The sequence below is a fragment of the Chlorogloeopsis sp. ULAP01 genome (assembly GCF_030381805.1).
Taxonomy (GTDB): domain Bacteria; phylum Cyanobacteriota; class Cyanobacteriia; order Cyanobacteriales; family Nostocaceae; genus Chlorogloeopsis.
In genome coordinates this window covers 297,774-324,351 of record NZ_JAUDRH010000003.1, presented here as the reverse complement: position 1 = coordinate 324,351, position 26,578 = coordinate 297,774, and the positions used below count along the sequence as shown (strand labels likewise).

Sequence of the window (26,578 nt, the reverse complement as noted above, 5' to 3'; positions counted from 1 at the left end):
CTTGCCGATTATTTCGTCTCCATCCAGTTTTCACCTGCGCGCACATCTACTACTAAAGGTACGCGCAACTGTACAGCATTTTCCATCACCGACTTGATTTGTGGTTGTAATTCTTCCCACTCATCAGGAGGAACTTCAAACACCAATTCATCATGAACTTGTAACAATAACCGCGCCTGATAATTTTGCAGAATTTCATGCAGCCTGATCATAGCAATTTTAATAATATCGGCGCTAGAGCCTTGAATTGGGGCATTGGCAGCAGAGCGCAATAAACCCGCATCGTAGGCACCTAAATTCTTTAATTTACTCAAATCAATATCTTCTGGTTTACTGCCTTTTAAATTACGCAGGCTATTACTGGTAAACTCAAAATAACGCCGACGTCCGAGAATTGTTTCTACATAACCTTGAGCGATCGCTTGTTTTTTCAATCCTTCTAAATATTCAAAAATCTGAGAATAACGTTTACTAAATCGCTGAATAAATTCGTTAGCCAGTGCTTTATCCACACCAGTAGAACGCGAAAATTTTAATGAACCCATGCCATAAATCACACCAAAGTTAATAGTTTTTGCTATCCGGCGTTCTTCTGAAGTTATATCTTCTTTTTCAAACATCAGTCGTGCCGTTACTGTGTGAATATCTTCATTCTTTTGATAAGCCTCGATTAATACTGGTTCTTGACTCAAATGTGCCAGTATTCTTAATTCAATTTGCGAATAATCAGCAGCCACCATCAACCACCCTGGCTCTGGGATAAATGCCTTACGAATTTGACGACTAAAAGCAGTACGAATCGGGATATTTTGTAAATTAGGATTAGAAGAAGATAATCTGCCAGTCGATGTAGTTGTTTGATTAAAATCTGTATGTACTCGCTGAGTATCAGGACGCACCAATGATGGCAATGCATCAACATAAGTAGACTTCAATTTAGCCAAAGTGCGATACTCAATAATGGCATCAATAATACCAGTTGTATCAACTTCTCTTAATTTTTCCAGTGTAGCTGCGTCGGTAGAATATCCCGTTTGTATTTTTCGAGAATGTTTGGTACTTAGCTTTAATTTCTCAAACAATATCTGACTCAATTGTTTAGGAGAACCCAAATTGAATTTTTCTGCTGCAATATCATAAGCTTGCTGTTCTAACTTCGCTAAATCTCTTTCTATCTGCTGCGAAAGTTCTTGCAAATACTCTGTATTGATGCGGATTCCCTGATATTCCATATCCGCCAAAACAGGCTCTAGTGGTTGTTCTACTTCCACTAATAACTTATGTAAAGCTGGAACTTTCTCTAGTTCTGCACGTAATTTCGGCACTAATTGAAATGTCGCATAAACATCCATACCGCAGTAGTCAGCAACAGTTGGAATATCTATGTCAGCGATTGTTTTATTTTTAGGTACTAAATCTACATAGCTTTTTGCTGTCAATCCCAAATATTTTTGAGCTAAATCACTCAAATTGTGGCTACCATCAGGATTAAGAAGATAACTTGCAAGCATGGGATCAAATACTACCCTTGCTAAGTTAATTCCTTGACAGTGCAGAATCAAGCGGTCAAACTTGGCATTTTGCAAAGCTTTGGGATAATTAGCATTTTCGAGAATTGAACGTAGTGCTTGTAGCACAATATCTTGAGCTAGATTTTCGCCAGTCTTATGCCCTATAGGAATGTAAGCTACTTCATCTGGCTGGGTTCCCCAACAGCAGCCAATCCCTACTAACTCAGCATCCCGTGGTTCTAAATCGCTAGTTTCAGTATCCCAAGCAACAGGTACATTAGGGTTAGTAAATTGCTGTAATTGATTTATTAATTCAGTTAATTTGGCTTTTGTATCAATAATACGTGGTTTGATAGCGGCACTAGATTGTGGTTGTTGTTGAGCTAATGCTGTATCACCAGCACTAAAAAACCACAAATCATTATCTTGATTTTCTTCTTGAATCTCGGTTATCTCTTCTGTTGTGGGAGAAAATATTTGTGCAACAGTGCCACCAAATTTTTGTTGTAGTTCGTTAATCTTACCTAAAAAAATCTTAAATTCTAGCTTTTCTAAAATAGGTGCTAAAACACTGCTATCAAACCCTTTTAATCGACACTCTTCTAAATTCACTTCTAGAGGAACATCAAGTACAATTGCCGCCAAATACTTTGACTTTTCGGCATCTTGTTTACCGACTTCTAATTTTTGCTTAATTGCACCTTTAATTTCAGGTAAAGAAGCATATATTTTCTCTAGAGAACCATAGGTATTAAGTAGCTGTACAGCAGTTTTTTCGCCTATCCCCTTCACACCGGGAATATTATCTGACTTATCACCACAAAGGGCTTTAAAATCGACAATTTGTGAAGGTAAAACGCCGAGTTTTTCTTGTACTTGCTCTCGTCCAAACTCAGTAATACCATTTGTAGTTGTGGAACGCTTCAGAGCTTCCGGACTAAAATACAGAACACTAATTTCTTTCTCAGAATCGATAAGTTGAAATAAGTCGCGATCACCTGTCAGAATCTTAACCTTATAACCAGCAACAGTAGCTTTTTGTGCTAAAGTCCCCAATATATCATCTGCTTCATAGCCAGGAGCTGTCAGAATTTTCAGATTCAGCCCATCCAACAACTCGTGGAGATTTTTTAAATCAGGAATAAAGTCTTCTGGCGTGCCAGGGCGATCGGCTTTATAGGTATCGTCAGCTTCGTGGCGAAAGGTAGGCAAACCCAAATCAAACGCCACTGCTATTGCTTGTGGCTGTTGGTTTGCCATTACCTCCAAAAGAGATTTCAGAAAGCCGTAACATACACTAGTAGGAATCCCCGTCTTAGTTCTCAGCCCGCCGTCTCTTCCTTTAGCAAAAGCGTAGTAAGAACGAAACGCTAGAGAGTGTCCATCAATCAGGATGAACGTGGGGCGTGTTGGGTTGGAAAAAGCGGAAGCCAAGTGGTTTGGAGGTGTTGTTTGGGACATAGCCTTATTGTAACCAGCTGCTTCCGTCGTGTCAGAGTTAATTTGAGGTTACGATGATTTTTCTACTTGATTTTGACGACGACGACGTAGTTTTAGCATACCTAATGCTCCCACACCCAACACTGATAAAGTGACTGTCGGTTCAGGAACAGATGTTAATGCTTTAACGTTATCGGCACCAATATCAAGAACGACAATAACATCATTAAAGTCACGATCAGAAGCTTCATTTGTTCTGCCAGTCTTCGGATCTTTTCCTGTAGCACCCAAAGCGCCATACAGATCCTCAAAACCCATCAAAATGTAATTACCGACAGCATAGGCAACCACGTGCTGCAATCCATCTGCATTTGAGGAAGTTTTAGTCCCAAAAATATTGGCAGAGTTACCACGATTTAATCCATCAGCTCTTAACCAAAAATCCAATAGAGTGCCTCCTGCAACATTGCCAAGATTGACTCCATCGCCAAGCTTTAATGTATCACCACCCCAGTTACCCACACACCCAGAGCCACTACAAGCAATGTCATTAAATACTAGCCCAGATTTGTTTGTATTCCCCGTTGCTTGATAAGCTAATTGGTTTCTATAACCAGCACCTTCGTTAATGAAATAAACATTAACATCATGACTGTATTTCATGAATAACTTACTAGGATCTAATTGAAATTGTCCGCTATTTGGCAGGGCAACTCTTTCTGCTTGCACATATTGCTGGAAAGGAGTGTCATTAAAACCAGTGACTTGTTTGCCTTGTATTGTTGGTTGCTGCCATGAATTATCCCATGTAAAACCAGCAGCAGATGCAGAGTTTACTTGAAACAAAAATCCAGTTAAAGCAGTAGTTGCAAAAATTAATCCTGTCAAAGTTTTTTTCAACATATAATTGCTTTCTTATCTGTACTAAAAATCTGAAAACTTGATTAAGCAATGAGGCTTAATTAATTTAATTGATATCTTAGTTTTTGGAGAATTGTCTATATTCAAAATCCGTTTTGGTGGACTCTTTAATATTTATGTAGTTGTTCAGTAATTACTTGGATTTAGTAAAAAATATTTATACGTTAATTTTCTAGTTTATAATTATCATTAATTTGTCAAGAGTAATAACTACGACAAAATATAAGTCATCTTTTTTAGTTAGATACCCAAGAACTTAAAATTCACAATAAAGTATAAAAATTTCTCTTCTCTGTTCCTTGTAACGCTACCCTACTCTCTGTTAAAGAGCTTCTCCCAAAATCTTCCTTCAGCTACCCTACGGGTTCTCCGTTGGGCGTAGCCCTTCTCGTAGAGTGGGAGTACGGGAGTTCGTAGACTCTTACGGGGAACTCTTCGGGTACTCTACGAGTTCTTCGTTGGGCGTAGCCCTTCTCGTAGAGTGGGAGTAAGCAGTTGCTACCTTTGGCAGCTACCCGACGCACTGCTCACCGATCTACGCTTACAAGACGGGGCTGATCTAACCTGTTCGCTATTTTCTCATGAGGTTAATTCACCAGACTCTACTCCTATTTTCTTGTCTAACCTGATAACCTCTTAGCTGGAACTTTATAGTACTAACAACTAAATTTATGCAGAAAGCATCTGCCCCTCACTTAGAATCAGTTGGTATTGCAGATATTGCTGCACAATCTACAGACATTAAATTACTTGTTTTAGATATAGATGGAACTATTGCTGGGCAATCGAACACCATCACCGAACCCGTCAAGCAAGCAATTAGTGCGGTGCAAGCCCAAGGAGTTAAAGTAGCCATCGCGACAGGCAGAATGTATCGCTCTGCCTTGCGTTTCCATCAAGAAATTAACTCTATTTTGCCTTTAATAGCCTATCAAGGAGCGTGGATTCAAGACCCAGTCTCTCAAACAATGCATCGACATTTACCTGTTTCTAGGGAAATTGCCGAGCAGCTATTGGATTATTTTGAACAACCAGAACTACGATCGCTGTTGTCTGTTCACTTTTATATCAATGATCAACTCTACGTCCGAGAAGTCACACCAGAAACTCAAATTTATGCAGAACGTTCTGGTATTATCCCCATTTCCGTAGGTGACTTACGCCAAGTCTTGAGCAACGAACCTACAAAAATTTTGGCTTTATGTGATGACACAGATATTATTGACAACTTACTAGGCTCTTTGGCTAGTCAATATACCCCTGCTGAACTGTATCTCACCAAATCTGTTGCTACATTCTTTGAAGCAACTAACCCTTTCGCTAACAAAGGAGCAGCAGTCCGCTACTTAGCTGAAGAACAACTGGGGCTACAATCTCACAATGTTATGACTATTGGTGATAATTTTAATGATGTGGAAATGCTCAATTACGCTGGCATAGGTATTGCAATGGGCAATGCGCCACCACAGGTACAAGCGATCGCCAATTGGATTGCACCTAATGTTGAAGAAAACGGGGTAGCAGTGGCGATTAAAAAATTACTGCTTTAATAAGGAGTAGCAGTAAACAAGCTTACTTTAAAACTTGTATCACAATTTATTCAGACTACTCAGTCCTGCTTTAAACAGATGCAGGACTTTTTTATTATTTACACTCTTTCAAAATAGAAAAAGATGGCGAAAAGCGTATCGCTCATCTAAAAATCAGAAAGGGTACCGACGACTGGCCGTGTTTCGTCTCGGTACCCTCGCTGGTTCGCTCCTCACACACCAGATAATATATCCTAAGTGATTCAACCAGTCAATACTTGTTACAAAAATTTTGATTGATTTCAGTGATATACATTGGAATTTATTGTTTTATGAAAAGCACTTAAAACTTTTGCTAACAGTTTAAGTAGTTTTGTACTTCACGCCATCTTCATAACTCAGAAGGGGCAAAAGCACTCAGCTTATCTTCCAACATAAATTTCAAAACCCATTGAGTAGCTACGATTAACCCATGCCTAACTTGAGCTAATTCTGGTGAAGTCGTTTTAACCTCACCCCAAATGCGGCAATTGCACCAGAAACTTTCAAAAGCTTGGCTCAGAGAAAGCGCTGCTTTTTCCCACTTCACCCCAGCCTCAGTAGATGAACATTCTAATTCATCCATCACTTTCACCAATTCGTTCATCAGACGAAATTCAGCAGGATGATTGAACCGTAGTTTTTGCTGTGTATCCAGCCAAGGTATTACATTAGTGGAAATAAACAACTCTTCTTGCTGAACTAGTCGCATTAAAGAGCAGCAGCGTGCATGAGCATACTGAATCGGAAATAGAGAAGAAGACAATTGAACGTCGCGATACTCTGACACAAGAACACTTTCTTTGTTCGTACCCCCTTTTTCCTCTCCAAGAGATACAAGTTTTTTTAACCAAGCAGCTAGAGCTAGATGAGCTAATTCTAAATGAATCCAGCCAGGCGGGATAATTTTAACTCTGAAAACGTCGCTAGTCTCTATCAATAAATGAGAGGCGATCGCATTGGCAATTTCCATCGCAGGTAGATTCTCATATTTCGATAACCTAAGTGCTATACCTGTGATGTACAAAACTCGTTCATTATCTCTTCCTTTAGAAAGAGGAATTTTTTTATCTATTATGCATATATTTTTGTGACTATTAGTATAAATACTCAACACAGTCATCAAATAACAATGCACTAACTGTTTAATTGATGTGTATTTGCTAACTTGTAGCATTTAATACGTATTAGATACGGTAAACTTAAAATATTTGAGAAATGTTAATTTTATGTCATCTGTCTTAGGATAGAACTTTAATTTAGAGAAAGAAAAATTAGAATTGTGCAAATTTTTTTTGAAACAGAGTAAATTTTACTACAATCATTGTACAGTAATAAGTATACAAAAGATGTAGAAGCTCAGTTTCTACCTTTTAGATGGCTGGCACTGTTAGGTGTTAAGCCTGACTAGCCAACAAGAAGACACTCCTTGCACCTTTTTATGACGTCTTTGTCTTCAGCCGAACGCTCTTTGTTACCTATGCAATCTCCATCCTCTTTTTCTGAGGCATCACGGCCTTTTTTAACTTGGCAACGGATTCTTGATTGGGCTCAGGAACACTATCGCTGCCGCACCTTTAGCAAAGATGAGCGCATTCCAGCCCGACCTGGATTGCTGTATTTGGTGCAAAGGGGTGCGATCCGTATGGTAGGAACCGCCCAAGTGAGTGCTACAGCCAGTCAGTTAACGTCTCGACGCATTAATAGAACTCCAGAAGAAGCTTTCTTGGGGTTTGTTGGTGCAGGACAGCCGTTTGAAATTGTTGCTCAATCACCATTCACGCTCCAGGCTTACGCACACGTTGACCAAACTATGGTGTTGTGGATGTACTGGCACGATTTAGATAACTGGCCTCACTTCCGCCGTGAAGTGATGGATGCCTTCAGGTTACAGCACCAGCGAAAGTTGCTGTGGCTGAGTGCTTTAGGACAACGCCGTACAATTGACCGACTTCTAGGATTCCTCACATTATTGATTGAGGAATATGGAGAGCCGGCAATGAGCGAAACCGATCCTGAAGTTATTCGTGGTTATTGTTTACCTTTCCCTCTTACTCATGCCCAAATTGGCAGTGCCATTGGTTCGACTCGTGTTACTGTCACCCGTTTGATGGGCAAGTTGCGTCAACGCGGCTTGATTTTAACTCAAGGGGATAATCTTATCTGCTTGCCAGCAGAGTCGATTAATAGAGCCAGCTAAAGTGCGATCGCGCAATCTCCAATGAGAAGCTGCCTTGCCATAGGAATAGCACCAACACGCTAACTTGAGGGGAAGGCGCTACTCTTCAAAAGAGAAGACACTGAGATGAATCTTGTTGTTCTCATAAAAAATGCAAGATTCTACAGGTGTGTACAAAAGCAATGCACTACTCTAGCTAAATGCTCATGACAGGTGTCAGCGTACTTTGACAAAACCCAGCTTGGGAGATAAGTTCTTGTCCCTGTTCGGTCAGCACTAAGTTGGCATAAGCACTACCCGCCTGCTCATCAGTTTGAGCATTCTGTTTGACCACCACAAACAGATTGCGGGTGTCGGGTAATTTCCTGACTGGAAGGCCTCAATGTTCAATTTGTTCCGATTACCAAGGCATTCTGAAGGGAGAACAAATAGCTCTTGGTATGGAGAAATATATCGCCCTTGTGTTCGCCCCAACGGCAAGGGCTTGATTGAACATTGGGGAACAACTTCTAGGGCAGAAACATAGTATATGCCGCCGAGATTAGTCGCCAGTTTGTTGTAGAGCTTGAGTAATGGTAGAAATAAGCTCTAAATGTTAGATATAAAAGTTAACTCCCAAAATATCTTGGGAATAAAGTTTAGCTGTGCCGCCATCACTCAGGCGACGAGAATATGCATTTAGAATTTTTAATGGCTTTAATTTTTCATAGCTGAAAGTTGCACTGGTACAAAGTCAAATCCAGTACCAGAACGAGAAGAATTTTTGCTCACAATTTTTACTAGTTGAACAGCGGCATTGCGATCACCTGAAGGCAAAAACCGAACTGAACCAGAAGCACCTGTGGGAGAAAATTCAGGTGTCGATAAAGCTTGCTGTACACCAATGCGTGTTGGATTGCTTTTTAATCCCTCAATTAAAGCTTTTGCGGCATCATATGCTAAAGCAGTTCGCCAATTTACATCAGCACCCCACAACTGTCGAGACTGACGGGGAAAATCTGAATTGTGCATACCATCAATATGCCAAGGAACAGCCAACACCATCTCTACTGCTTGTTCTCGCCCAATTTCTAAAGTTTTAGACGTATAAACGTCATCTCCTCCCAATAGCTTTAACCGTTTTTGGTTAACCTGCACTACTTGCAGTGCTTTATCTAAAGTGTTGGTATTAGCGGCTAGCATTAAAACTTCTGCACCTTGCTTAATCGCTTGTTCCACACTTTTAGCAGCACTAAAATTTGATTGAGACAAGTCAAATTCAGTTGATACTTGTCCCCCCTCTAGGGAAACTGATGAAACAAACTCAGACTTTAAGGATTGACTATAGTTACTTTGAGAATTGAAGAAAACGGCTACATTTTTTTTTTGTAAATTTTCGATTGTATACCGAGCTAAAGCCCTCGCTGCCATAAAATCACTGGGTACTGTGCGAAAAATGTAGCGGCTGAAGTTAGAAATTTTTACGGAAGTGCTGACAGGGGAAATAGCGACAAGCTCTCCTGATGTATAAATAGTGCCTGCGGCTAGAGTGACATCGCTAGCATACGGACCTACTACACCCAATACTTGTGGATTATTGACTAAGACTTTTGCAATTTGTTTGGCAATTTCTGGATGATTATCGTCGTTTGCTATTCCGACCTTTAGTGGTACTCCTTTGATTCCTCCAGCAGTATTAATTTCGTTTTGGGCTTGGGCAACACCACGTAAAATTTCTAAAGAACTATTCAGGTCAGTGCCAAGGGGTACAGATGCAACTATTGTATAGTTTTTTCCTACGCCTATGCGGGCGTTGTTTAGAAATATCAGTGCCTCTGGATCGTTTTTTTGAAGTTGCAGCGCTGCTTGTAGGTTGGAAATAGCCTTCTCATAACTACCAGATGCTAGCGCCGCTATACTCTCTTTTTTGATTGGAGAAATTTCCCTTGGAGTTAAAAATTTTTCACCAAAACTAATCCGTTCTGAAATCGCTTGGTTACTGGATTGGAGTAAATTATTACCTGGAGAGCTTTGTGGCAAGATTTTGTCTTTTAACCACCAAAAACCACCGCCCACTAATCCTAGTGTAATTAACACAGATAAAGCTAAAACAGCAGTTTCGTTTTTTTGGGACATAGAAGGATATTCAATACTTCACTCTATTTAAAATATTAAAGATAATAATTTGTAAATCAGACGAAAGATAGCTGTGACTGCAATTGCAACTAAGCCAGCCATAACAGATAAAATAATTATTTGTTGAATGCTAAGTCCTGCTTGCAACAAAGGAACGAAAAAAATAATTGCCAAAGTGATAGCAGGAATAATGAACAAATCCCATTTTTCGATCCACCGTCGCGTCTGAGCAAAAATTAGTATGCCTAAGATTAAAGCGGAAGCAGCGAGCGTAATTTCTGGGGATTTCAACAAACTATAAAGGGCGATCGCAATTAATCCACCCTCAAACCCACTAAATCCTGCACCTGTTAAAAATTCCCAGATAGAAAATGGGGCAACGGAGGAAGTTCTAGGCAATTGCTGTTTGTGTGGAATTGGATTTGGTACAGGGTGCAGAGGCGATAATTGGTGAAGTTGAGGGGAGTTGATTTGGGTAGGTACAATCTGCTGTGGAGGTGCATTCAGGGCATCTACAACTTCTTGAGTTGACTGAAAGCGTTGATTGACAGCAGGTAAAAGCATTTTGTCAAGAATATTAGCAAGATGAGAGCTAACTTTAGTCTGATTGTGCCATTTCCACTGGTTGCTATAAACATCAAATAGCTGAGTTATATCCTTTTCACCCGTAAGCAAAGTCACGACGGTTACGGCTAAAGCGTATAAATCTGTAGATGGAAATACTTGTCCTCCAGACATTTGTTCTGGCGGTGCAAAGCCCAAAGAATAGATTCCTGTTGAAGAAGTTGTAACCCCAGGAGGAGCATTGGCTACCTGCTTAACTGCGCCAAAATCTAACAAGTAAAGTTTGCCGTTGCGATGGCGCATAATGTTAGAAGGTTTGATATCTCTGTGAATAATGCCTTTGTGATGAACAAACTGCAATACTTGCAGAATTTCTCGCAGTACTTCTAATACTTCTGGCTCAGAAAATTTGCCTTTTTGCGCTAATTCCTCATCCAGATTTTGTCCATCAATGTATTCTTGGACAAGATAAAAAAATTGGTCTTGCTTCCCTGGCTGTAAGAAACTAGGAACTATCACCGGAAAGAAAGCATATAAATCTGGAATTCGCTCATGTTGAGTGCCTATCTCTTCTAAAACTACTGCTTCTCTCTCAAACAAATCTTGGGCTAATTGCAGTTGAGTAGTGGTTAAATTGCCTGCTGGTTGAAATTGCTTCACTACACACTGACGCATCCCAGGAGTGTAGCGATCGCGTGCCAAAAAAGCTGCCCCAAATCCTCCTTTACCTAATAACTTTGTAGGCAAATAGCGACTAACCAAAATCAAGGGCATACCACAAGCTGTGCAGTATTTTTGCTGCACTGTTCTTAAGGTGGAATGATCATCTAAATCTTGAAAATAGTTTTGCGGACGGGGACAACCGGGACGAGTGCAATAAATTTCCATACGTGTCAATTGTCATCAGTCATTAGTCATTAATCACCAGCCATTACTGAATGACAAAGGACAAATGACAAATGACGAATGACTAAATTTTAACTCTCATCAGAGTGAGATGTGTCCGTATCTAAAGTTGTATTGATTGCCATACTTCTGTGATGGTGTGACGATTTTAACACATCAAGATTCCACCCAGGGGCAGCAAACTGAGGCAGGATTTCTTTGCTAAAAGCTTCTGCTGCCTTGGATCTATAGCGATTGGGATTAAAAATTAGCCACAGTGTTCGCTTGACGATCACACCTTCAATGGGAGTGCAGTGTAGAACTCCCATTTGTAATTCTTTAGCGATCGCTGAAGTAGAAACAAAAGCGGCTCCCAAACCAGATTGCACAGCATTTTTAATAGCTTCTATAGAATTGAGTTCCATTTCCACTTTCAAACGCCGTGTATCAATATCATGTCGTGCTAAAACCTGATCGATCACCTTACGGATTGTCGATTGGGAATCGAGAGCTATGAATTGTAATTTATATAGGTCTTCTTTTTGAATGGTTTCGAGTTTTGTAAAAGGATGAAAGACAGGTAAAATCAGCGCCAACTCATCCTCAGAGTAAGGAATGATTTCTAATGATTCTGCCAACTCACCAGGAATTTCACCACCGATGATTGCCAGATCAACTTGTCCATTCACGACACTCCAGGCTGTTCGGCGAGTAGAGTGGACATGTAATTGCACCGCCACATCTGCATATTTTTGTCGAAACAACCCAATCATCCGGGGTAAGAGATAAGTACCGGTAGTTTGAGAAGCCCCAACAATTAAAGTACCACCTTGAAGATTTTGTAGATCCTCGATCGCACGGCAGGTTTCCTGACACAGACTGAGGATTTTTTCTCCATAACTTAGGAGTAGATGTCCTGCCTCGGTTAATTGTGCGCGGCGTCCTCCACGATCAAATAAGGGAACATCGAGTTGCCGTTCAAGGTTTTGTACTTGTAAGCTAACGGCAGGTTGGGAGACGTAGAGGCTATCAGCAGCACGCTTAAAGCTCCCTTCTGCGGCGATCGCTTTTAGAATACGTAACTGATCTAATGTGAAAGGAAGGTCAGACATAAGGCTCAACCCACAAACAAGAAAGGAGCAGCATTGGCAATAATCCTGCAATTCATAGTATTCTGGCTAGGCGTAATTTATTGCATCTTAAACTTGGAGGCTTTATCCGCAAAAGACAGTAACACAACATCTTGACTAAAGTCCCCCTTTGAACACTTTGTGGTATTGATTGTACTGAATTAAGCTTGCTTTAAGTTACTTCACTTATGTTTATGATGCTGCCACCTTGGTTAACCACCAGCCATTTCATCATCTTGGGATTACAATTAGGTTTTGCAATTGCCCATAGTGGAGGAGCTGCTTTGCGGCCTTGGGCAGAAAAACATATAGGCCCACGCCTCTATCGCATTATGTTTGCGTTGATTAGCCTGCCTTTAGCTGTAATCTTAATCATTTACTTTTTTAACCACCGTTATGATGGTTTGCAACTTTGGCAGATTCAAAGTTTACCTGGGGTAAAGGCATTAGTCTGGATTTTATCAGCAATATCTTTTTTATTTTTATATCCTGCTACTTTCAATCTACTAGAAATTGCTGCCATCACCAAGCCACAAGTTCATCTCTATGAAACAGGAATTATTCGCATTACCCGCCATCCTCAAATGGTTGGACAGATAATTTGGTGTGTAGCCCATACTCTCTGGTTGGGTACTACATTTACCCTTGTGACTTCCGCAGGATTAATTTTGCACCACTTGTTTGGTGTTTGGCATGGCGATCGCCGCTTAGGTTGGCGCTATGGTAAGGCCTTTGCCACTCTCAAAGAGCGCACGAGTATTATTCCTTTTGCTGCTATTTTAGATGGGCGTCAACATCTGGAGTGGCAAGAATTTTTGCGCCCTGCCTATTTGGGAGTAGCTATCTTTGTATTACTTCTGTGGTGGTCTCATCCACTATTGTTGACGGCAACTAGTAGGGTACAATGGTAATCCAGGTTGAAACAAAACTGACAGCAGCATTAGGATAGAAACCAGATGAGCATTTTGACTCACCAGTTACTACCAATTCAATGTAGGATAAATTGAAGTAGCTGTCAGGGAAGGTAGAACTAGTAAATTTTAGACTTTAATATTGATGGCTGCTTGTCAACTGTCAACATTCTCAGTAAGAGGAACGGAACGCTCAATTTTCCCTCTCTAGACCAGCAAACAGGAGTTAAAAACCTTAAAATTCTATTACGGTTGATGCACTAGCTTTTGCGTCAGCATCAATTATGAGCAAAATAAAATCAAGGCTGAAATTTTTGTACATCTGTAATTATGCCCTGAAAGCGTTTATTGACAGTTAGTAGCTTACCCTATTACTGTTAATCGCTATTTGGATATGAAAACCCTATAATTTTAGAGGCATCATGGTGTTGTCGGTTAGTGAGCGGACGTTTACTCAAGAAGTTTTAGAATCTCCGATTCCTGTTTTGGTAAATTTTGAAGCTCCTTGGTGTGGCTTGTGTCGCATCATTCACCCCTTGTTATTACAATTTAAAGCCCAATGCGGCGAGCAAATTAAATTAGTCGGTATTAACGCTGATGACAATTTCAAGTTGTCCACTACATATCGACTAAAATCCTTACCAACCTTGTTGTTGATTGAAAATGGTATTGTTAGGCAACGTCTGGAAGGTTTTCGAGGGCGTGAAGATTTACTTCAGGCTTTAGAAGAAATAAAACTTAGCTACGGCAAGCATCCTAAAGTTCACAAAAGCACTCAAACAGCAGAATTGGGGATTGTTTAGCATAAAAATAGTTATTTGTCAAGAGTCAATGGTTAACAGTAAAAAAAATTTATGCTCTCAACTTTTGACTCATGACTGCCAAAAAATGCCAAAAATATAAAACCATGTTTAATTACCTCACCCAATCAGTATCGGGTGGGGTATTTTATCGTGAAGGGTGTGTGTCACAATTATTAACAGATCCGACAAGTTGATCAACGCAAGGCTGAAGTATGAAGGTTAAAGTATGAAACAATGTCTAAATCCTGGTTCCTGTAGAAGCTTGTACTTTACTCACACAAAACATTTCGCCCACAACAAGGGGTGTTAAAGTGCCAAAAGCAGGCAGTCTCAAAAACCGTGCGAAATTTGCACATTCTTTCATCCTTAAATCCTTTGGCCTTCATCCTTTTTCATGAAGAATTCTAAAAGTAGGCGTCAGTGATGGAAGTAATCTATCAATATGCCTGGCTGATTCCGGTATTACCTCTTTTAGGGGCAATGTTGGTTGGGCTGGGATTAATCTCTCTCAATCAGGTGACGAACCGTTTACGACAGCTTAACGCCGTGTTGATTATCTCCCTCATGGGAGCGGCGATGGGGCTGTCGTTCGCCATATTATGGAGTCAACTGCATGGACACGCCCCTTATCTTCGCACCCTAGAATGGGCGGCCGCGGGCAATTTTCACCTGAGCATGGGCTACACTATTGACCACCTGACAGCCTTGATGCTGGTGATTGTGACGACAGTAGCTTTCTTAGTCATGGTTTACACTGACGGCTACATGGCGCACGACCCTGGCTATGTCAGGTTCTATGCCTATCTCAGCTTGTTTGGCTCTTCAATGTTGGGTCTGGTGGTAAGTCCCAACTTGGTGCAGATTTACATCTTCTGGGAACTGGTAGGTATGTGTTCTTATCTACTAGTTGGTTTCTGGTATGATCGCAAATCGGCAGCAGATGCAGCCCAAAAAGCGTTTGTTACCAACCGCGTTGGCGACTTTGGTCTGCTTTTGGGGATTCTGGGGTTATTCTGGGCAACAGGAAGTTTTGATTTTCAGATCATGGGCGATCGCCTTGCCCAACTCGTGCATACAGGTGCTATCAGCAATCTGCTGGCAGCTTTGCTTGCAATTTTAGTCTTCTTGGGGCCAGTAGCTAAATCAGCCCAATTTCCCCTCCACGTCTGGCTACCAGATGCTATGGAAGGCCCTACACCTATCTCAGCCTTGATTCACGCGGCAACGATGGTGGCAGCAGGCGTCTTCCTGATTGCCCGGATGTACCCGGTGTTTGAACACGTCCCGGCGGCAATGAATACAATTGCCTACACCGGAGCGTTTACAGCTTTTTTGGGGGCAACAATTGCCATTACTCAAAATGACATCAAAAAGGGTTTAGCTTACTCCACCATTTCCCAACTTGGTTACATGGTGATGGCAATGGGAGTAGGGGCTTACTCGGCTGGTCTTTTCCACCTCATGACCCACGCCTACTTTAAGGCGATGCTATTTTTGGGTTCAGGTTCAGTGATTCACGGCATGGAAGCAGTCGTCGGTCATGACCCTGACTTGGCACAGGATATGCGGTTGATGGGTGGACTGCGCAAGTTTATGCCAATTACGGCACTAACTTTCTTCATCGGTTGCGTGGCAATTTCTGGTATCCCGCCTTTTGCTGGGTTCTGGTCAAAAGATGAAATTCTCAGCGCCGCCTTTGCCTCTAACCCACTGCTATGGGGTGTTGGCTGGCTCACAGCCGGGATTACTGCCTTCTATATGTTCCGGATGTATTTCACCACTTTTGAAGGTCAATTCCGGGGCAATAAAAGCCAGTTGTGGGATAAACTCAAGTCTCCTGTCGGCATGGCGATTGTTACGGGTTTTGAAAGAACTCCTGCTTTTGGCCCCGGTGCGATGACCAAAGGAGAACTAGAAGCCCACGAAGAACACCATCACGACGACCACGGACACGGTCATAGTGAATACCCACACGAGTCACCTTGGACGATGACCCTGCCATTGGTGGTGCTGGCAATTCCTTCAGTCTTGATTGGTTTGGTGGGGACACCCTTTGCTAACTACTTTGAGGAGTTTATTTATTCCCCTAACGAAACCCTTGAAGAAGTGGTGGCAAAAGCCGCAGAAGTTGACCTGCATGAGTTTTACATTATGGCGGGTGGTTCAGTGGGAATTTCCCTAATTGGAATTACCGTCGCTTCTTTAATGTATTTGTGGGGTAAGATTAACCCAGTGGCGATCGCGGCCCAAATCAAACCACTTTATGAGTTATCTCTCAATAAGTGGTATTTCGATGACATTTACCACCGCGTATTTGTTCTTGGCTCTCGTCGTTTAGCTAGACAAGTAATGGAAGTTGACTACCGCGTTGTCGATGGTGCCGTCAACCTTACAGGCTTTTTCACTCTTGTTAGCGGCGAAGGCTTAAAATACTTTGAAAACGGTCGCGCTCAATTCTACGCTTTAATTGTGTTTGCGGCAGTCTTGGGCTTGGTGATTGTCTTTGGTGTAACTTAAATTAACCAAAGGTGTAAGTAATCACTGTTGCTATCTCATGAGTTATTTATTGCTCAATAAGTTTGTGCCATGAGGATGAGGGCAGGTAAATGTATTTACCTGTCTTTATCTTTTTTGATTTTTGTTAAATCAACCTAACAAATGAAGGCCTGATTGCGAAAAAACTGCTAGTTAATAGCTAGTAGCCTAAGCCCTTACATTACGAACAACTTCGATGAATACAGCTAATTTTCCTTGGCTGACCACGATTATTCTGTTACCCGTAGTAGCATCGCTGCTGATTCCCATCATCCCAGATAAAGACGGCAAAACAGTTCGCTGGTATGCCTTGATCGTTGGGTTGATCGATTTTGCCTTGATTGTTACTGCTTTTTATTTTGGGTATGACTTCTCTAATCCTAATTTGCAGTTATTTGAGAGTTATGCCTGGGTTCCCCAGCTGGATTTGAATTGGTCAGTAGGGGCAGATGGCTTGTCAATGCCCCTAATTATTTTGACTGGATTCATTACCACATTGGCGGCTTTGGCGGCTTGGCCTGTGACACTAAAGCCCAAGTTATTTTACTTTTTGCTTTTGGCGATGTATGGCGGACAAATTGCTGTATTCGCCGTCCAGGATATGCTGTTGTTTTTCCTGGTGTGGGAACTGGAATTGATTCCGGTTTACTTGCTATTAGCTATTTGGGGAGGAAAAAAACGGCAATACGCAGCGACTAAGTTTATTTTGTACACTGCCGGCGGTTCCTTGTTTATTTTGGTAGCTGGCTTGGCGATGGCATTTTATGGTGATACGGTCACATTTGATATGCGATCGCTCGCTGCAAAAAATTACGCCTTAAACCTTCAACTTTGGCTGTATGGTGCCTTTTTGATTGCCTATGCTGTCAAGTTGCCGATCTTCCCACTTCATACCTGGCTACCAGATGCCCATGGTGAAGCCACAGCCCCGGTACATATGTTACTGGCTGGTATTCTCCTGAAAATGGGTGGTTACGCCTTAATTCGGATGAATGCTCAGATGCTTCCCGATGCCCACGCTTATTTTGCTCCTGTGTTGGTGATATTGGGGGTAGTTAACATTATCTACGCAGCCCTCACATCCTTTGCCCAGCGCAACCTGAAGCGGAAAATTGCTTACTCTTCCATTTCCCATATGGGCTTTGTAACAATTGGTATTGCTTCCTTTACCGATTTGGGCCTGAATGGGGCAATGCTGCAAATGGTATCCCACGGGTTGATTGGGGCAAGTTTATTCTTTTTGGTAGGAGCAACTTATGATCGCACCCACACCCTAATGTTGGACGAGATGGGTGGTGTCGGCAAGAAGATGGGCAAGATTTTTGCTATGTGGACGACTTGTTCCTTAGCGTCTTTGGCATTACCGGGAATGAGTGGTTTCGTGGCAGAGTTAATGGTATTCGTAGGCTTTGCTACTAGCGATGCCTATAACCCGACTTTCAAAGTTATTGTCGTGTTCTTGATGGCAGTTGGGGTAATTTTAACTCCGGTTTACCTGCTGTCAATGCTGCGGGAAATTTTCTACGGCGAAGAGAACAAAGAATTAGTTTCTCACCAGAAACTCATCGATGCCGAACCCCGTGAAATCTTCATCATTGCCTGCTTGTTAGTGCCAATTATTGGGATTGGTTTATATCCCAAGATTTTGACTCAGGTATACGATGCTTCTACAGTACAGCTAACTGAAAGATTGCGAAATTCTGTACCGTCATTAGCTCAACAAAAAGTGCCTGCGGTATCGCTAAGTGCGCCTGCTATTGGTGAAGGCACAAGGTAAAAGTAAAAGACAAAAGATAAATAGATGACTTTTACTTTTCTTAATATTTTACAAGGGTGGGTTTTTGCCTGCCCTTTTTTGTGTGCGATCGCTCCTCAATTTATTTCATGCTGATTGACGAGGATCGTCTACGGGTGGATGCCAACCAGCTTCTACCCAAAACCTACGAGCATATTGAATTGCTCCCTCGTCATGCCTTTCATCATTCATGTCTAGGCGATCGCACGTAGCACGACCTATGGAAGTAACTGCACAAATCTTCAAACTATCTACTGTCCAGATAAAATGCTTAGACCACAGCTGCTGACGGGGATTAAATAAAGGTACTATTTCCTGAGTTTGAGGGTCTGTTCCCTTTGTAAAGTTGTAGCGACGCTCGTTGCAGCGATGACAAGCCAGAGCTAAATTTTCAACATCATCAGAACCGCCTAAAGACTGAGGCTGGATGTGACTTAGGTATTCTGGGGAGTGGCAATACTCGCAGAGGAATCTGGCTCGTTGTCGTACAAGTTTTCGAGTTGAGTTGGACACCATTTAGCTTGGGCTGCAAGTTGGGCATTGATGAAAGTAAAAATTCGCGATAATTCAGAGATTCCATCCAGTTCAGCCCGCTCTTCTTTGGTGAGTAAATCTTGCTTGTTCTTTCCCAGAAGCTCTTCAAACCGAGACTGCAATTCATCTGTAAATTTGAAGATATAGAAATCTCCAAACTGGCTCATCCTGACTCCAGAGCGCATGAAGAATGAAGGTTGAACCATTTCTTGAGCAATCATGGTGTTCTTTTCATGCCTTTAGTATCACGATAATAACAAATATCAGCAAAACTCATTAGAGCATGTTTGAGATACCTTCATCGAACTTTTAAAGATAAGCTGCAAAAAGTGGTTACTAATTTGTTCATCAGGGAACTCTATATATAAGACTACTCAGCAGTAGCAGAGAAAATCTGTAGTTAACAATTTTTAAGCAGTAAATAAATATCAGGAGTATTCATGATTCCACTAATTTTAGGAGCTATTGCCTTAGCTACTGGCGTTGTTGGTGCAGGAGCAGGAGCGGTAGGATTTTCCGATATGAATGAGACAAAGGAAATTGGGAAACGCGCTCAAAAGCGACACGAGAATGTAGTCAGCGACTTAAAAGAATACTGGGAAGGCACTAATAACCTGGCAGAAGAGTATGGTCACTTCCAGCTTGATGTGATGATGTATACAATTGGACGTTTTGTTGACTTTATTGAGCGCAACATAGGTAAGACTAAACAAAGTGACAAAGAGTTTTTAGAAGGTTTGGATGGAATATCAGTTCAACAAATAAAGGAGTATAAAACTGCCGCACTACAAGCTGAACAATTCTTCAAAGGAGGCGTTAAGGCTATTGGAGCAGCAGCAGCAGGTTATGGTGGGGCAATGAGTCTTGCTACCTCTGTGGGAGTTGCTAGCACTGGAGCAGCTATATCAGGGCTTAGTGGTGCAGCTGCGTGGAATGCCACTCTCGCATGGTTGGGTGGTGGCGCATTAGTTGCTAATGGGGGTGGTATGGCGCTTGGTTCTCTCGTATTAGGTGGTATAACTGTTGGCCCAGCTTTACTTATTGGTGGCTTTGTACTTGCTGGTGAGGGTGAGAAAGCTTTGACAAAAGCACGGGAGTATGAAGCAGAAGTTAATACAGCAATTGCTAAGATGAACGCTGCTAAAGACTTTATGCAGCAAGTAAGAAGACGGATTGACGAGTTAATAAATCTGCTCGAATCCCTCAATCACTGTGCTGTTTTGGGTCTCAACGAACTAGAATCATTGCCATCATTTGATAAAAACCTTGATGCCAGCAAGTTTCAACAAGTCGCACTTCTGGTGAAAGCACTTGCAGAAATTATGAAAACTCCTGTTTTAGATGGTGAAGGACAGATGAATGCTGCTACTGCCACTATCCAAGCTAAATACCGTTCCTTGGGAGGTAATTAAGCGTGTCTGTACAGAAAATAACCACTTTTGTAGTCGAAAAAATAAATCCTGCTGAATGCTTGCAACAGATGGTTTCAGCCTACACCGATTACCTCAAGATAGCTGAACAAGAACAGACAAAGCGACGCGAAATAGAGGCTTGGGAGAAAGAAATAATCACCAGAATTAACGCCCAGCAAGAGTTGTTGATGGCGTACCTCGATCGCTCCTTTGATGAACGTGCAGAAAATTTTCGCGCTTTATTTGCTGTAGTTGATAGTGCGATCGCATCCGGTAATAATGAGCAACTCGCTCTTACTTTAAATTCAATTACAGAAATGGCGAAATCAAGCCCATTCAAAGAGCTTGCTAATCTAGCATCTGTCCGGGCTGCATTGGACGATCCAAACCACGAATGGACTTTTTGATTTTATAACAATAAACCCCAGAAGCCTGAAAAGATAGGGGCGAATATAATTCGTTACTACATAAGCAAAGCCCACGTAGGTAGGCTAAGTTAAATTAATCTTTTGAACCTTTGCCTTGTAGGTTTTGTTTGTATCGCTGCGATTTCCAATCGCCAAGTCTGAATAAAATTTGACATTTCAGACTTTATAACCTAAAGAAATTTATAGTACAATTGTACCAAATAAATATATTTGCTTTCAACCTCTATCAACTCAAATTTCTGTTACTAAGTGATGGGGTAGTTATCATTACGGGAATCATGAGTATATGATGACTCGTGCTGATGAAGAGGTTTAAAGCTGAGTATCAAAAAAATAAACAGATAGGAGCATAAATAGGGAATATGGAAATTAAATTGGGGTTTGGACAAATTCCAAAAAGTCAGTACATTTTTGTCAATCGAGAATCCGATTACTGTTGGTATATGCTCTCCGAAGATAAAAGACAAATACCAATTTATGATAAAGCTTTAACTGGGGTGATTACAGGGATAGAAGTTAACAAAAAAGTTGAAACTTCATTTGGAGAAGCTGAAAAAACAGATTTATCTATTTTGGCAGATAAACCTTATATTATCCGCTCAGGAAGTGATTCTTACTTTTCTAAAAGTTTGTTACTGTCGTTGGATTCCCTTACTTTTGAACAATTGCGTAAACCAATTACTATCACTGTCAGTCCTGGCGAGAGAACTATAGTATTTTGTACAATTTACGATCCAGAAAATTACCGAGCTATAGATATTAATTGGGACGGACACAAAGAGCTTAATTGGCATTCTTTAGGGGAAAAAGTAAGTCTAAAAATTAATCATATTCATAACTCAAGTCAAAAGCATACAGAAATTTCTGAGCATTCAACAATAGCTCAACTGCGTGAGATGATGATGGTCAAAATTGACACATACTTGACAGAATTAGGCTGGACGAAAGAAGAAGGAAAGCAGTATTTGCAGCAGAAGTATGGCAAGCGATCGCGTCATCACCTTACAGAGACAGAACTACTGGATTTTATGATGGTAATTTTTGAGACTTTACGCTCTCAGGCGATCGCTCCTCCCAAAGCCAGCTAATTTATAGCAGATTTACTTACTGGGCGCGGCAAAATTTGCGATTATTATCATGTTCTGGATATTGCCAAGAATAAGCAAAATGGCTGACTCCTCGTAGTCGTGGTGCAAATTGGCGAAGTGCTTGTATTTGCGTTTCTAGGGAGGGACGACCATTTACAGGTTTACCCCAAGCACCGGCGATAGCTGGAATTACCTGGGTATTAGAATTTGCTGTACCTAATACCTGTTTGACTTGTGCAACAATACAACTAACATTACCGCAATTAGCATAAGACATTGGATGCCACTCCAATTTACTTGAAAATCTATCCCAAGGTTGCAAGCGAGAATCAAACCCTCGTCCAACATTTTGGTTGGCATCAGGAAAAAATACTACTCCGGCAGGAATACCTAACTGTTGAGCCGGATAGGCTGCTAGGTTTACAAAATCTAGAATACCTTGCATGGCATGAGCAACTGAAAGCTGCCACAACTCCATTTGTAATTGTGGCTGTCTTTGCTCTGGAGGTAGAATTGACTTTTGCTCTATCGGTGGGTTGCGTCCTTGCCATAGGGGTTCACCTTCTTGAGGATAAAGTTTATCAACTTCAGCAATGTCCCCAGCCGTGACGTATCCCTTACTCAAAAAGCGGCGGATAAATTCTTGTCCTTTATTATTCTGCGCTCTTTGAAATAAGGCTTGTTGGGTAGCTTCACTATACAGCCACAAATCTGTAACTTTGGTGGCGATAGAATTACTTCCTGCCTGGCGAGGATAGCGTATGTAGTCAAATAGTATTCCGTCCGGACGACGACGTATCACCTCTTGTACCATTTGATAATAGTCGCGTTTCGCTTGCAAGTTGTAGGGATCTATGAAGACTTGCGAGTTATTATCTACAACATATAAGCTTGTTTGACCTTTACCATTGCGAGCGATCGCTGCTTCGCGATCGCCGCGTTGGGCATAGGTATAACCGAAATTTGTTGTAAACATCCAAGCATAGACTTTAAGTCCTCGTTCTCGCCCTTTTTGGATTGCGGTTAAAAGTAGATCGGTTTGTTCTGCTCCTGGAGTACGAACTACAGAAGGCCAAACTGTGGGGTTATTAGCTGCTGGCAGTAGAACTTGCCCGTCGTAAAAAGCTTCCAAGTAAACTTGGTTATAGCCCCTGTTCACAATCCGATCCATGATGTGTTCGACTTCTCCTGGGCGAACATCACAAGGGTACAAACGCAACCAAACTGCTTGGACATGAGGCCAATTCCGATTGCGACATTCTTGCAAAGTTTGTGCATGTTGTCGTAGCAGTTGCTGATATTTATTTTTAGCTTCTTGATTGTCTTTTAGTGCTGCTAAACGTAAGTTTTCTTTTTCTCGCGCTTCTGCTGTCGATAACTGGCAAAATTGGTTTACTTGTGCCTGTACAGGTTGAATTCTCAAGTAGGGAATTAGCAAAGCACTACTGAGAATGGCAGCACCTAGACGTAGCCAAAAGAACATTGGTTTTGCAACATTCAAGGAACACTTGGACATACGTAAAACTAGAATTACAAATCAATATCTACTCCAACTCCTATGATTGAGACGGAGGTGCATAAAAATTTCAAATTGAGTGGTAGGCAGCTTAAAACCTACTTTTACAAAGACTTCCAATCTCCTATTTCTGTTGCCGCTTTTTACTATTTATTTCATTTGTAGGTGATGAATATACAATATTTCTACGTGTTAATTTTTAAGTTGCTTAACAGTAATAATACGTAAAAATATTTTCAAAATAGTTATGACATTATATTTAATAATGATAACTATAAGAAATACCAGTAAATAATCAATAGGCAAAAGTCCATAGTCTAAATCCAGGGATGTTCGACTATGGACTTTTAAATTTGCGTATAGAATAACTAAGCGCCACGCATTAGTGCTGCCTCAACTTGCTTGAATTCTTGCTCTAACCTATCCTTGAGCTTCCGTGGAACAGGACGATTGGGATAGGAACTGTAATGTCCGGCAAGAGAGTTTAGGGCTGTTCGCATGGTTGTAAAGGAATTTAGTCCAGCAACAGAACTGTCTCTTTGATAGCGAGCTGCAAAAGTGTTAATTTTTTGACGCGCTTCTGCTTGTGCTGATGATTGTTCTGGTGAATTGTCTGGTAAATCTAGGGTATGCCTCAAAGTACTAACTACACTTAAGGTATCTTGGCGATAATCACCACTCAAACCATCCGGGCTCCCGGAACAACCCATTAAGCCGATCGCTACAACTAAGACTAGGGCAAGCAGACGTGACCAATAGCGCTTCATAAGCATTATGTAAAACAATACGTAAATCAACGTCCATCCTATCTTGGATTGGTATCATGGGGATCATTCTGGAGGAGGTAGAGTTCCCCCTCCGAGTCTACGCTAGTTCACACTAAATGACACCAGTCGCTACAACGCACTGCCTCCTTTATGCCGGGGAAGCCGTCTACTCTCAAGGAGTGACAGAGGAGTTGGAGTCAAGCCTTTTTATACTCTCACTAAGCAGTTACTTGCTCTTGTTTAGATTGATTTTGCAACCAAGCATACAGTCTATTCAATGCGTTGACATATGCCTGTGCTGACGCCACGATGATATCAGTGTTTGCAGCGTGACCGGAAAATACTCTATCCTCGTGTTTTAAACGGATAGTTACTTCCCCGATCGCATCAATTCCAGCTGTTACTGACTGTACAGAAAACTCAATCAACTGGTTGGGTACATTGACAACGCGGTTAATAGCTTTGTATACAGCATCTACTGGCCCGGTGCCAATAGCAGCATCCATTAATTCTTCGCCTTCTGGAGTGCGCAGAGTTACTGTGGCGGTAGGCTTGGCGTTGCTACCACAAGAAACTTGTACCAACTCTACCTTAAATAGATCGGGAGCTTGTTGGATTTCGTCGTTAACAATTGCTTCTAAATCCCAATCTGTAATTTCTTTCTTTTTATCCGCTATTTCTTTGAACCTGACAAATGCTTGATTTAATTCAGTTTCTGTCAGTTCATAGCCCAATTCGCGCAAGCGGGTACGGAAGGCATTTCTACCGGAGTGTTTGCCTAAAACAATTTGGTTTTCTGTCAAACCGATTAATCGGGCGTCCATAATTTCATAGGTGAGCTTGTTTTTGAGCACACCATCTTGGTGAATTCCCGACTCGTGGGCAAAGGCATTGGCACCAACAATGGCTTTATTTGGTTGTACTAACATTCCTGTCAAATTGGAAACCAAACGGGAAGTTCTATAAATTTGCTTAGTATCGATATTGGTTAAAGGCTCTTCTGAATCAACAGGGCGTCCTAAGAAGGGATTAAAATATTGACGCCGCACGTACAAAGCCATTACTAATTCTTCTAGTGCTGCGTTTCCTGCTCGCTCACCAATACCGTTGATAGTGCATTCTAACTGTCTGGCACCATTTTTCACTGCTTCTAAGAAGTTAGCAACTGCCATGCCTAAATCATTATGCCCGTGAACGGAAATAATTGCTTGATTGATGTTAGGAACGTTTTCTTTGATTCCTTTAATCAGCGCTCCAAATTCACTAGGAGTAGTGTAACCAACCGTATCGGGAATATTAACTGTTGTGGCTCCAGCAGAAATTGCTTGCTCTAAAACTTCGTAGAGAAATTCTGGATCGGATCGCCCGGCATCTTCAGGCGAAAATTCCACATCATCAGTGAATTGTTTCGCATAAGCTACCATTTCTTGGGCGATCGCCAATACTTCTTGCCTGTTTTTTTTCAGCTTGTATTTGAGATGAATATCTGAAGTAGCAATAAAAGTGTGAATTCGTCCTTTTGCTGCTGGTTTTATAGCTTGAGCAGCAGCTTGAATATCTTCTTGCCGCGCTCTTGCTAAACTGCAAATTATCGGCCCATCTTCTATTCCTACAGTTTGAGCAATCTTGTGAACTGCTTCAAAATCACCTGGGCTGGCAAAGGCAAAACCTGCCTCAATTACATCTACACCTAAACGTGCTAATTGTTTGGCGATTGTTAACTTTTCATCAATATTCAGAGTCGCTCCTGGACATTGTTCGCCATCTCTGAGTGTAGTATCAAAAATGATGATATGTTCTGGTTTAGTTTTCATTTGCTGCTCTTTAGTTTAGTTTTTATTTATCGCTTAAAATACTTAAAGCTAACTTTTTACTTTTAAAAATCTAAATAACTGCCAAGATGATTATGCATCTGTTTTTTCTATTTGATCTCGAATATCATTTAAATCTATATATCTGTCCGTAGCATTACGCAATTCCCTTGCTATCATTCCTTCTGTTGATACTACTGTAATATGAGTATTTTTTGAACGTAATAATTCTATGGCTCTTTCAAAATCTCCATCACCACTAAATAAAACAACTCGGTCGTATTGATCTACTGTATTAAACATATCTACAACTATTTCAATATCTAAATTAGCTTTTTGTGAGTAACGACCAGATGCATCATCATAGTATTCTTTAAGAATTTTCGTTCTAACTGTATATCCAAGACTAATTAGAGCGTCTCTGAAACCTCGCTGATCTTGTGGGTCTTTTAAACCAGTGTACCAAAATGCATTAATTAAGGTTGTTTCCGACTGTTCGTGTTTGAAGTATTCTAATACTCGTCGTGGATCAAAAAACCAACCATTTTTTTGTTGAGCATAGAACATATTATTTCCGTCTACAAAAATAGACAGACGATTCATCGAGGAACCCATAGAAATTTACACCTAATAGATAGATAAAGAAGAATTAAGAGTGAACAATA

Annotated in this window: 21 protein-coding genes and 1 pseudogene; 9 read left to right on the top strand and 13 right to left on the bottom strand. The window is 41.2% G+C overall.

Translation table 11 applies throughout. From position 1 onward, the window contains the following. Window positions 1-8: 8 nt before the first annotated feature. On the bottom strand, window positions 9-2,972 hold the full coding sequence (gene polA, locus QUB80_RS07635; protein ID WP_289788905.1) for a DNA polymerase I: 2,964 nt from the start codon (window positions 2,970-2,972) through the stop codon (window positions 9-11). A gap of 48 nt (window positions 2,973-3,020) precedes the next feature. Beyond that, a complete protein-coding gene (locus tag QUB80_RS07630; protein WP_289788904.1) occupies window positions 3,021-3,854 on the bottom strand; it encodes a DUF4114 domain-containing protein in 834 nt (277 codons plus the stop codon). Between the two features lie 689 nt (window positions 3,855-4,543). Between QUB80_RS07630 and QUB80_RS07625 the strand changes: the two genes are divergently transcribed. Beyond that, complete coding sequence (locus QUB80_RS07625; RefSeq protein WP_289788903.1) at window positions 4,544-5,422, top strand: Cof-type HAD-IIB family hydrolase; 879 nt, start codon at window positions 4,544-4,546, stop codon at window positions 5,420-5,422. Window positions 5,423-5,792: 370 nt separating this feature from the next. On the opposite strand, the gene QUB80_RS07620 is transcribed toward QUB80_RS07625, so the two are convergent. Beyond that, on the bottom strand, window positions 5,793-6,413 hold the full coding sequence (locus tag QUB80_RS07620) for a DALR anticodon-binding domain-containing protein (RefSeq protein WP_336622311.1): 621 nt from the start codon (window positions 6,411-6,413) through the stop codon (window positions 5,793-5,795). Between the two features lie 468 nt (window positions 6,414-6,881). On the opposite strand from QUB80_RS07620, the gene QUB80_RS07615 reads away from it, so the two are divergent. Continuing rightward, window positions 6,882-7,640 (top strand): Crp/Fnr family transcriptional regulator, encoded by a 759-nt coding sequence (locus QUB80_RS07615; RefSeq protein ID WP_016874375.1) that lies wholly within the window; start codon window positions 6,882-6,884, stop codon window positions 7,638-7,640. Between the two features lie 175 nt (window positions 7,641-7,815). Here QUB80_RS07615 and QUB80_RS07610 read toward each other — a convergent pair. The 4 genes and pseudogenes from QUB80_RS07610 to QUB80_RS07595 form a co-directional block, all read right to left on the bottom strand. After that, window positions 7,816-8,301: pseudogene (locus QUB80_RS07610) on the bottom strand (phosphate ABC transporter substrate-binding protein); the annotation flags it as partial. A gap of 14 nt (window positions 8,302-8,315) precedes the next feature. Next, window positions 8,316-9,734, bottom strand: a complete 1,419-nt coding sequence (locus QUB80_RS07605; RefSeq protein ID WP_289788901.1) for an ABC transporter substrate-binding protein — start codon at window positions 9,732-9,734, stop codon at window positions 8,316-8,318. Between the two features lie 27 nt (window positions 9,735-9,761). Further along, window positions 9,762-11,186: a serine/threonine-protein kinase gene (locus tag QUB80_RS07600; protein WP_289789098.1), complete on the bottom strand. Its 1,425-nt coding sequence runs from the start codon at window positions 11,184-11,186 to the stop codon at window positions 9,762-9,764. 89 nt (window positions 11,187-11,275) lie between these two features. Further along, entirely contained in the window at window positions 11,276-12,295 is a 1,020-nt protein-coding gene (locus QUB80_RS07595) for a LysR family transcriptional regulator (protein WP_289788900.1), read from the bottom strand. A 212-nt stretch (window positions 12,296-12,507) separates the two neighbouring features. Here QUB80_RS07595 and QUB80_RS07590 point away from each other — a divergent pair, with 212 nt between their 5' ends. From QUB80_RS07590 to ndhD1, 4 genes are all read left to right on the top strand, one after another. Then, window positions 12,508-13,224, top strand: a complete 717-nt coding sequence (locus QUB80_RS07590; RefSeq protein ID WP_289789097.1) for an NnrU family protein — start codon at window positions 12,508-12,510, stop codon at window positions 13,222-13,224. A 422-nt stretch (window positions 13,225-13,646) separates the two neighbouring features. After that, window positions 13,647-14,027 carry a thioredoxin family protein gene (locus QUB80_RS07585; protein ID WP_289788899.1) on the top strand — a complete coding sequence of 127 codons (381 nt, stop codon included), beginning with the start codon at window positions 13,647-13,649 and terminating at the stop codon, window positions 14,025-14,027. A 423-nt stretch (window positions 14,028-14,450) separates the two neighbouring features. Continuing rightward, the gene (locus QUB80_RS07580) at window positions 14,451-16,544 is read left to right on the top strand and encodes an NAD(P)H-quinone oxidoreductase subunit 5 (protein WP_289788898.1); all 2,094 of its coding nucleotides are present in this window, start codon (window positions 14,451-14,453) and stop codon (window positions 16,542-16,544) included. A gap of 214 nt (window positions 16,545-16,758) precedes the next feature. After that, window positions 16,759-18,339, top strand: a complete 1,581-nt coding sequence (gene ndhD1 / locus QUB80_RS07575; RefSeq protein ID WP_289788897.1) for a photosynthetic/respiratory NAD(P)H-quinone oxidoreductase subunit D1 — start codon at window positions 16,759-16,761, stop codon at window positions 18,337-18,339. Between the two features lie 105 nt (window positions 18,340-18,444). Here the strand turns inward: ndhD1 and QUB80_RS07570 are convergent, their stop codons facing one another. Together QUB80_RS07570 and QUB80_RS07565 are read right to left on the bottom strand one after the other, a co-directional pair. Beyond that, on the bottom strand, window positions 18,445-18,873 hold the full coding sequence (locus QUB80_RS07570; protein ID WP_289788896.1) for an HNH endonuclease: 429 nt from the start codon (window positions 18,871-18,873) through the stop codon (window positions 18,445-18,447). Then, window positions 18,792-19,112 carry a hypothetical protein gene (locus tag QUB80_RS07565; protein ID WP_289788895.1) on the bottom strand — a complete coding sequence of 107 codons (321 nt, stop codon included), beginning with the start codon at window positions 19,110-19,112 and terminating at the stop codon, window positions 18,792-18,794. Before QUB80_RS07565 ends, QUB80_RS07570 begins: the two co-directional genes overlap by 82 nt. A gap of 219 nt (window positions 19,113-19,331) precedes the next feature. Here QUB80_RS07565 and QUB80_RS07560 point away from each other — a divergent pair, with 219 nt between their 5' ends. The 3 genes from QUB80_RS07560 to QUB80_RS07550 all read left to right on the top strand — a co-directional run bounded on the left by QUB80_RS07560 (window position 19,332) and on the right by QUB80_RS07550 (window position 21,819). Further along, complete coding sequence (locus tag QUB80_RS07560) at window positions 19,332-20,303, top strand: hypothetical protein (protein WP_289788894.1); 972 nt, start codon at window positions 19,332-19,334, stop codon at window positions 20,301-20,303. 2 nt (window positions 20,304-20,305) lie between these two features. Next, on the top strand, window positions 20,306-20,710 hold the full coding sequence (locus QUB80_RS07555; RefSeq protein ID WP_289788893.1) for a hypothetical protein: 405 nt from the start codon (window positions 20,306-20,308) through the stop codon (window positions 20,708-20,710). A gap of 383 nt (window positions 20,711-21,093) precedes the next feature. Beyond that, window positions 21,094-21,819 (top strand): hypothetical protein, encoded by a 726-nt coding sequence (locus QUB80_RS07550; RefSeq protein ID WP_289788892.1) that lies wholly within the window; start codon window positions 21,094-21,096, stop codon window positions 21,817-21,819. Between the two features lie 16 nt (window positions 21,820-21,835). Here the strand turns inward: QUB80_RS07550 and QUB80_RS07545 are convergent, their stop codons facing one another. The 4 genes from QUB80_RS07545 to QUB80_RS07530 form a co-directional block, all read right to left on the bottom strand. Beyond that, on the bottom strand, window positions 21,836-23,302 hold the full coding sequence (locus QUB80_RS07545) for a family 10 glycosylhydrolase (protein ID WP_289788891.1): 1,467 nt from the start codon (window positions 23,300-23,302) through the stop codon (window positions 21,836-21,838). Between the two features lie 401 nt (window positions 23,303-23,703). Then, complete coding sequence (gene psb27 / locus QUB80_RS07540; RefSeq protein WP_289788890.1) at window positions 23,704-24,102, bottom strand: photosystem II protein Psb27; 399 nt, start codon at window positions 24,100-24,102, stop codon at window positions 23,704-23,706. Window positions 24,103-24,320: 218 nt separating this feature from the next. Next, window positions 24,321-25,916 (bottom strand): 2-isopropylmalate synthase, encoded by a 1,596-nt coding sequence (locus tag QUB80_RS07535; RefSeq protein WP_289788889.1) that lies wholly within the window; start codon window positions 25,914-25,916, stop codon window positions 24,321-24,323. Window positions 25,917-26,006: 90 nt separating this feature from the next. After that, window positions 26,007-26,528, bottom strand: a complete 522-nt coding sequence (locus QUB80_RS07530) for a LabA-like NYN domain-containing protein (RefSeq protein ID WP_289788888.1) — start codon at window positions 26,526-26,528, stop codon at window positions 26,007-26,009. Window positions 26,529-26,578 lie beyond the last annotated feature (50 nt).

What these genes read in the sequence shown, in the direction of transcription:
- polA (WP_289788905.1), bottom strand. Translation starts at nt 2,972, where the DNA reads ATGTCCCAAACAACACCTCCAAACCACTTGGCTTCCGCTTTTTCCAAC.
- QUB80_RS07630 (WP_289788904.1), bottom strand. Translation starts at nt 3,854, where the DNA reads ATGTTGAAAAAAACTTTGACAGGATTAATTTTTGCAACTACTGCTTTA.
- QUB80_RS07625 (WP_289788903.1), top strand. Translation starts at nt 4,544, where the DNA reads ATGCAGAAAGCATCTGCCCCTCACTTAGAATCAGTTGGTATTGCAGAT.
- QUB80_RS07620 (WP_336622311.1), bottom strand. Translation starts at nt 6,413, where the DNA reads ATGGAAATTGCCAATGCGATCGCCTCTCATTTATTGATAGAGACTAGC.
- QUB80_RS07615 (WP_016874375.1), top strand. Translation starts at nt 6,882, where the DNA reads ATGACGTCTTTGTCTTCAGCCGAACGCTCTTTGTTACCTATGCAATCT.
- QUB80_RS07605 (WP_289788901.1), bottom strand. Translation starts at nt 9,734, where the DNA reads ATGTCCCAAAAAAACGAAACTGCTGTTTTAGCTTTATCTGTGTTAATT.
- QUB80_RS07600 (WP_289789098.1), bottom strand. Translation starts at nt 11,186, where the DNA reads ATGGAAATTTATTGCACTCGTCCCGGTTGTCCCCGTCCGCAAAACTAT.
- QUB80_RS07595 (WP_289788900.1), bottom strand. Translation starts at nt 12,295, where the DNA reads ATGTCTGACCTTCCTTTCACATTAGATCAGTTACGTATTCTAAAAGCG.
- QUB80_RS07590 (WP_289789097.1), top strand. Translation starts at nt 12,508, where the DNA reads ATGATGCTGCCACCTTGGTTAACCACCAGCCATTTCATCATCTTGGGA.
- QUB80_RS07585 (WP_289788899.1), top strand. Translation starts at nt 13,647, where the DNA reads ATGGTGTTGTCGGTTAGTGAGCGGACGTTTACTCAAGAAGTTTTAGAA.
- QUB80_RS07580 (WP_289788898.1), top strand. Translation starts at nt 14,451, where the DNA reads ATGGAAGTAATCTATCAATATGCCTGGCTGATTCCGGTATTACCTCTT.
- ndhD1 (WP_289788897.1), top strand. Translation starts at nt 16,759, where the DNA reads ATGAATACAGCTAATTTTCCTTGGCTGACCACGATTATTCTGTTACCC.
- QUB80_RS07570 (WP_289788896.1), bottom strand. Translation starts at nt 18,873, where the DNA reads ATGGTGTCCAACTCAACTCGAAAACTTGTACGACAACGAGCCAGATTC.
- QUB80_RS07565 (WP_289788895.1), bottom strand. Translation starts at nt 19,112, where the DNA reads ATGATTGCTCAAGAAATGGTTCAACCTTCATTCTTCATGCGCTCTGGA.
- QUB80_RS07560 (WP_289788894.1), top strand. Translation starts at nt 19,332, where the DNA reads ATGATTCCACTAATTTTAGGAGCTATTGCCTTAGCTACTGGCGTTGTT.
- QUB80_RS07550 (WP_289788892.1), top strand. Translation starts at nt 21,094, where the DNA reads ATGGAAATTAAATTGGGGTTTGGACAAATTCCAAAAAGTCAGTACATT.
- QUB80_RS07545 (WP_289788891.1), bottom strand. Translation starts at nt 23,302, where the DNA reads ATGTTCTTTTGGCTACGTCTAGGTGCTGCCATTCTCAGTAGTGCTTTG.
- psb27 (WP_289788890.1), bottom strand. Translation starts at nt 24,102, where the DNA reads ATGAAGCGCTATTGGTCACGTCTGCTTGCCCTAGTCTTAGTTGTAGCG.
- QUB80_RS07535 (WP_289788889.1), bottom strand. Translation starts at nt 25,916, where the DNA reads ATGAAAACTAAACCAGAACATATCATCATTTTTGATACTACACTCAGA.
- QUB80_RS07530 (WP_289788888.1), bottom strand. Translation starts at nt 26,528, where the DNA reads ATGGGTTCCTCGATGAATCGTCTGTCTATTTTTGTAGACGGAAATAAT.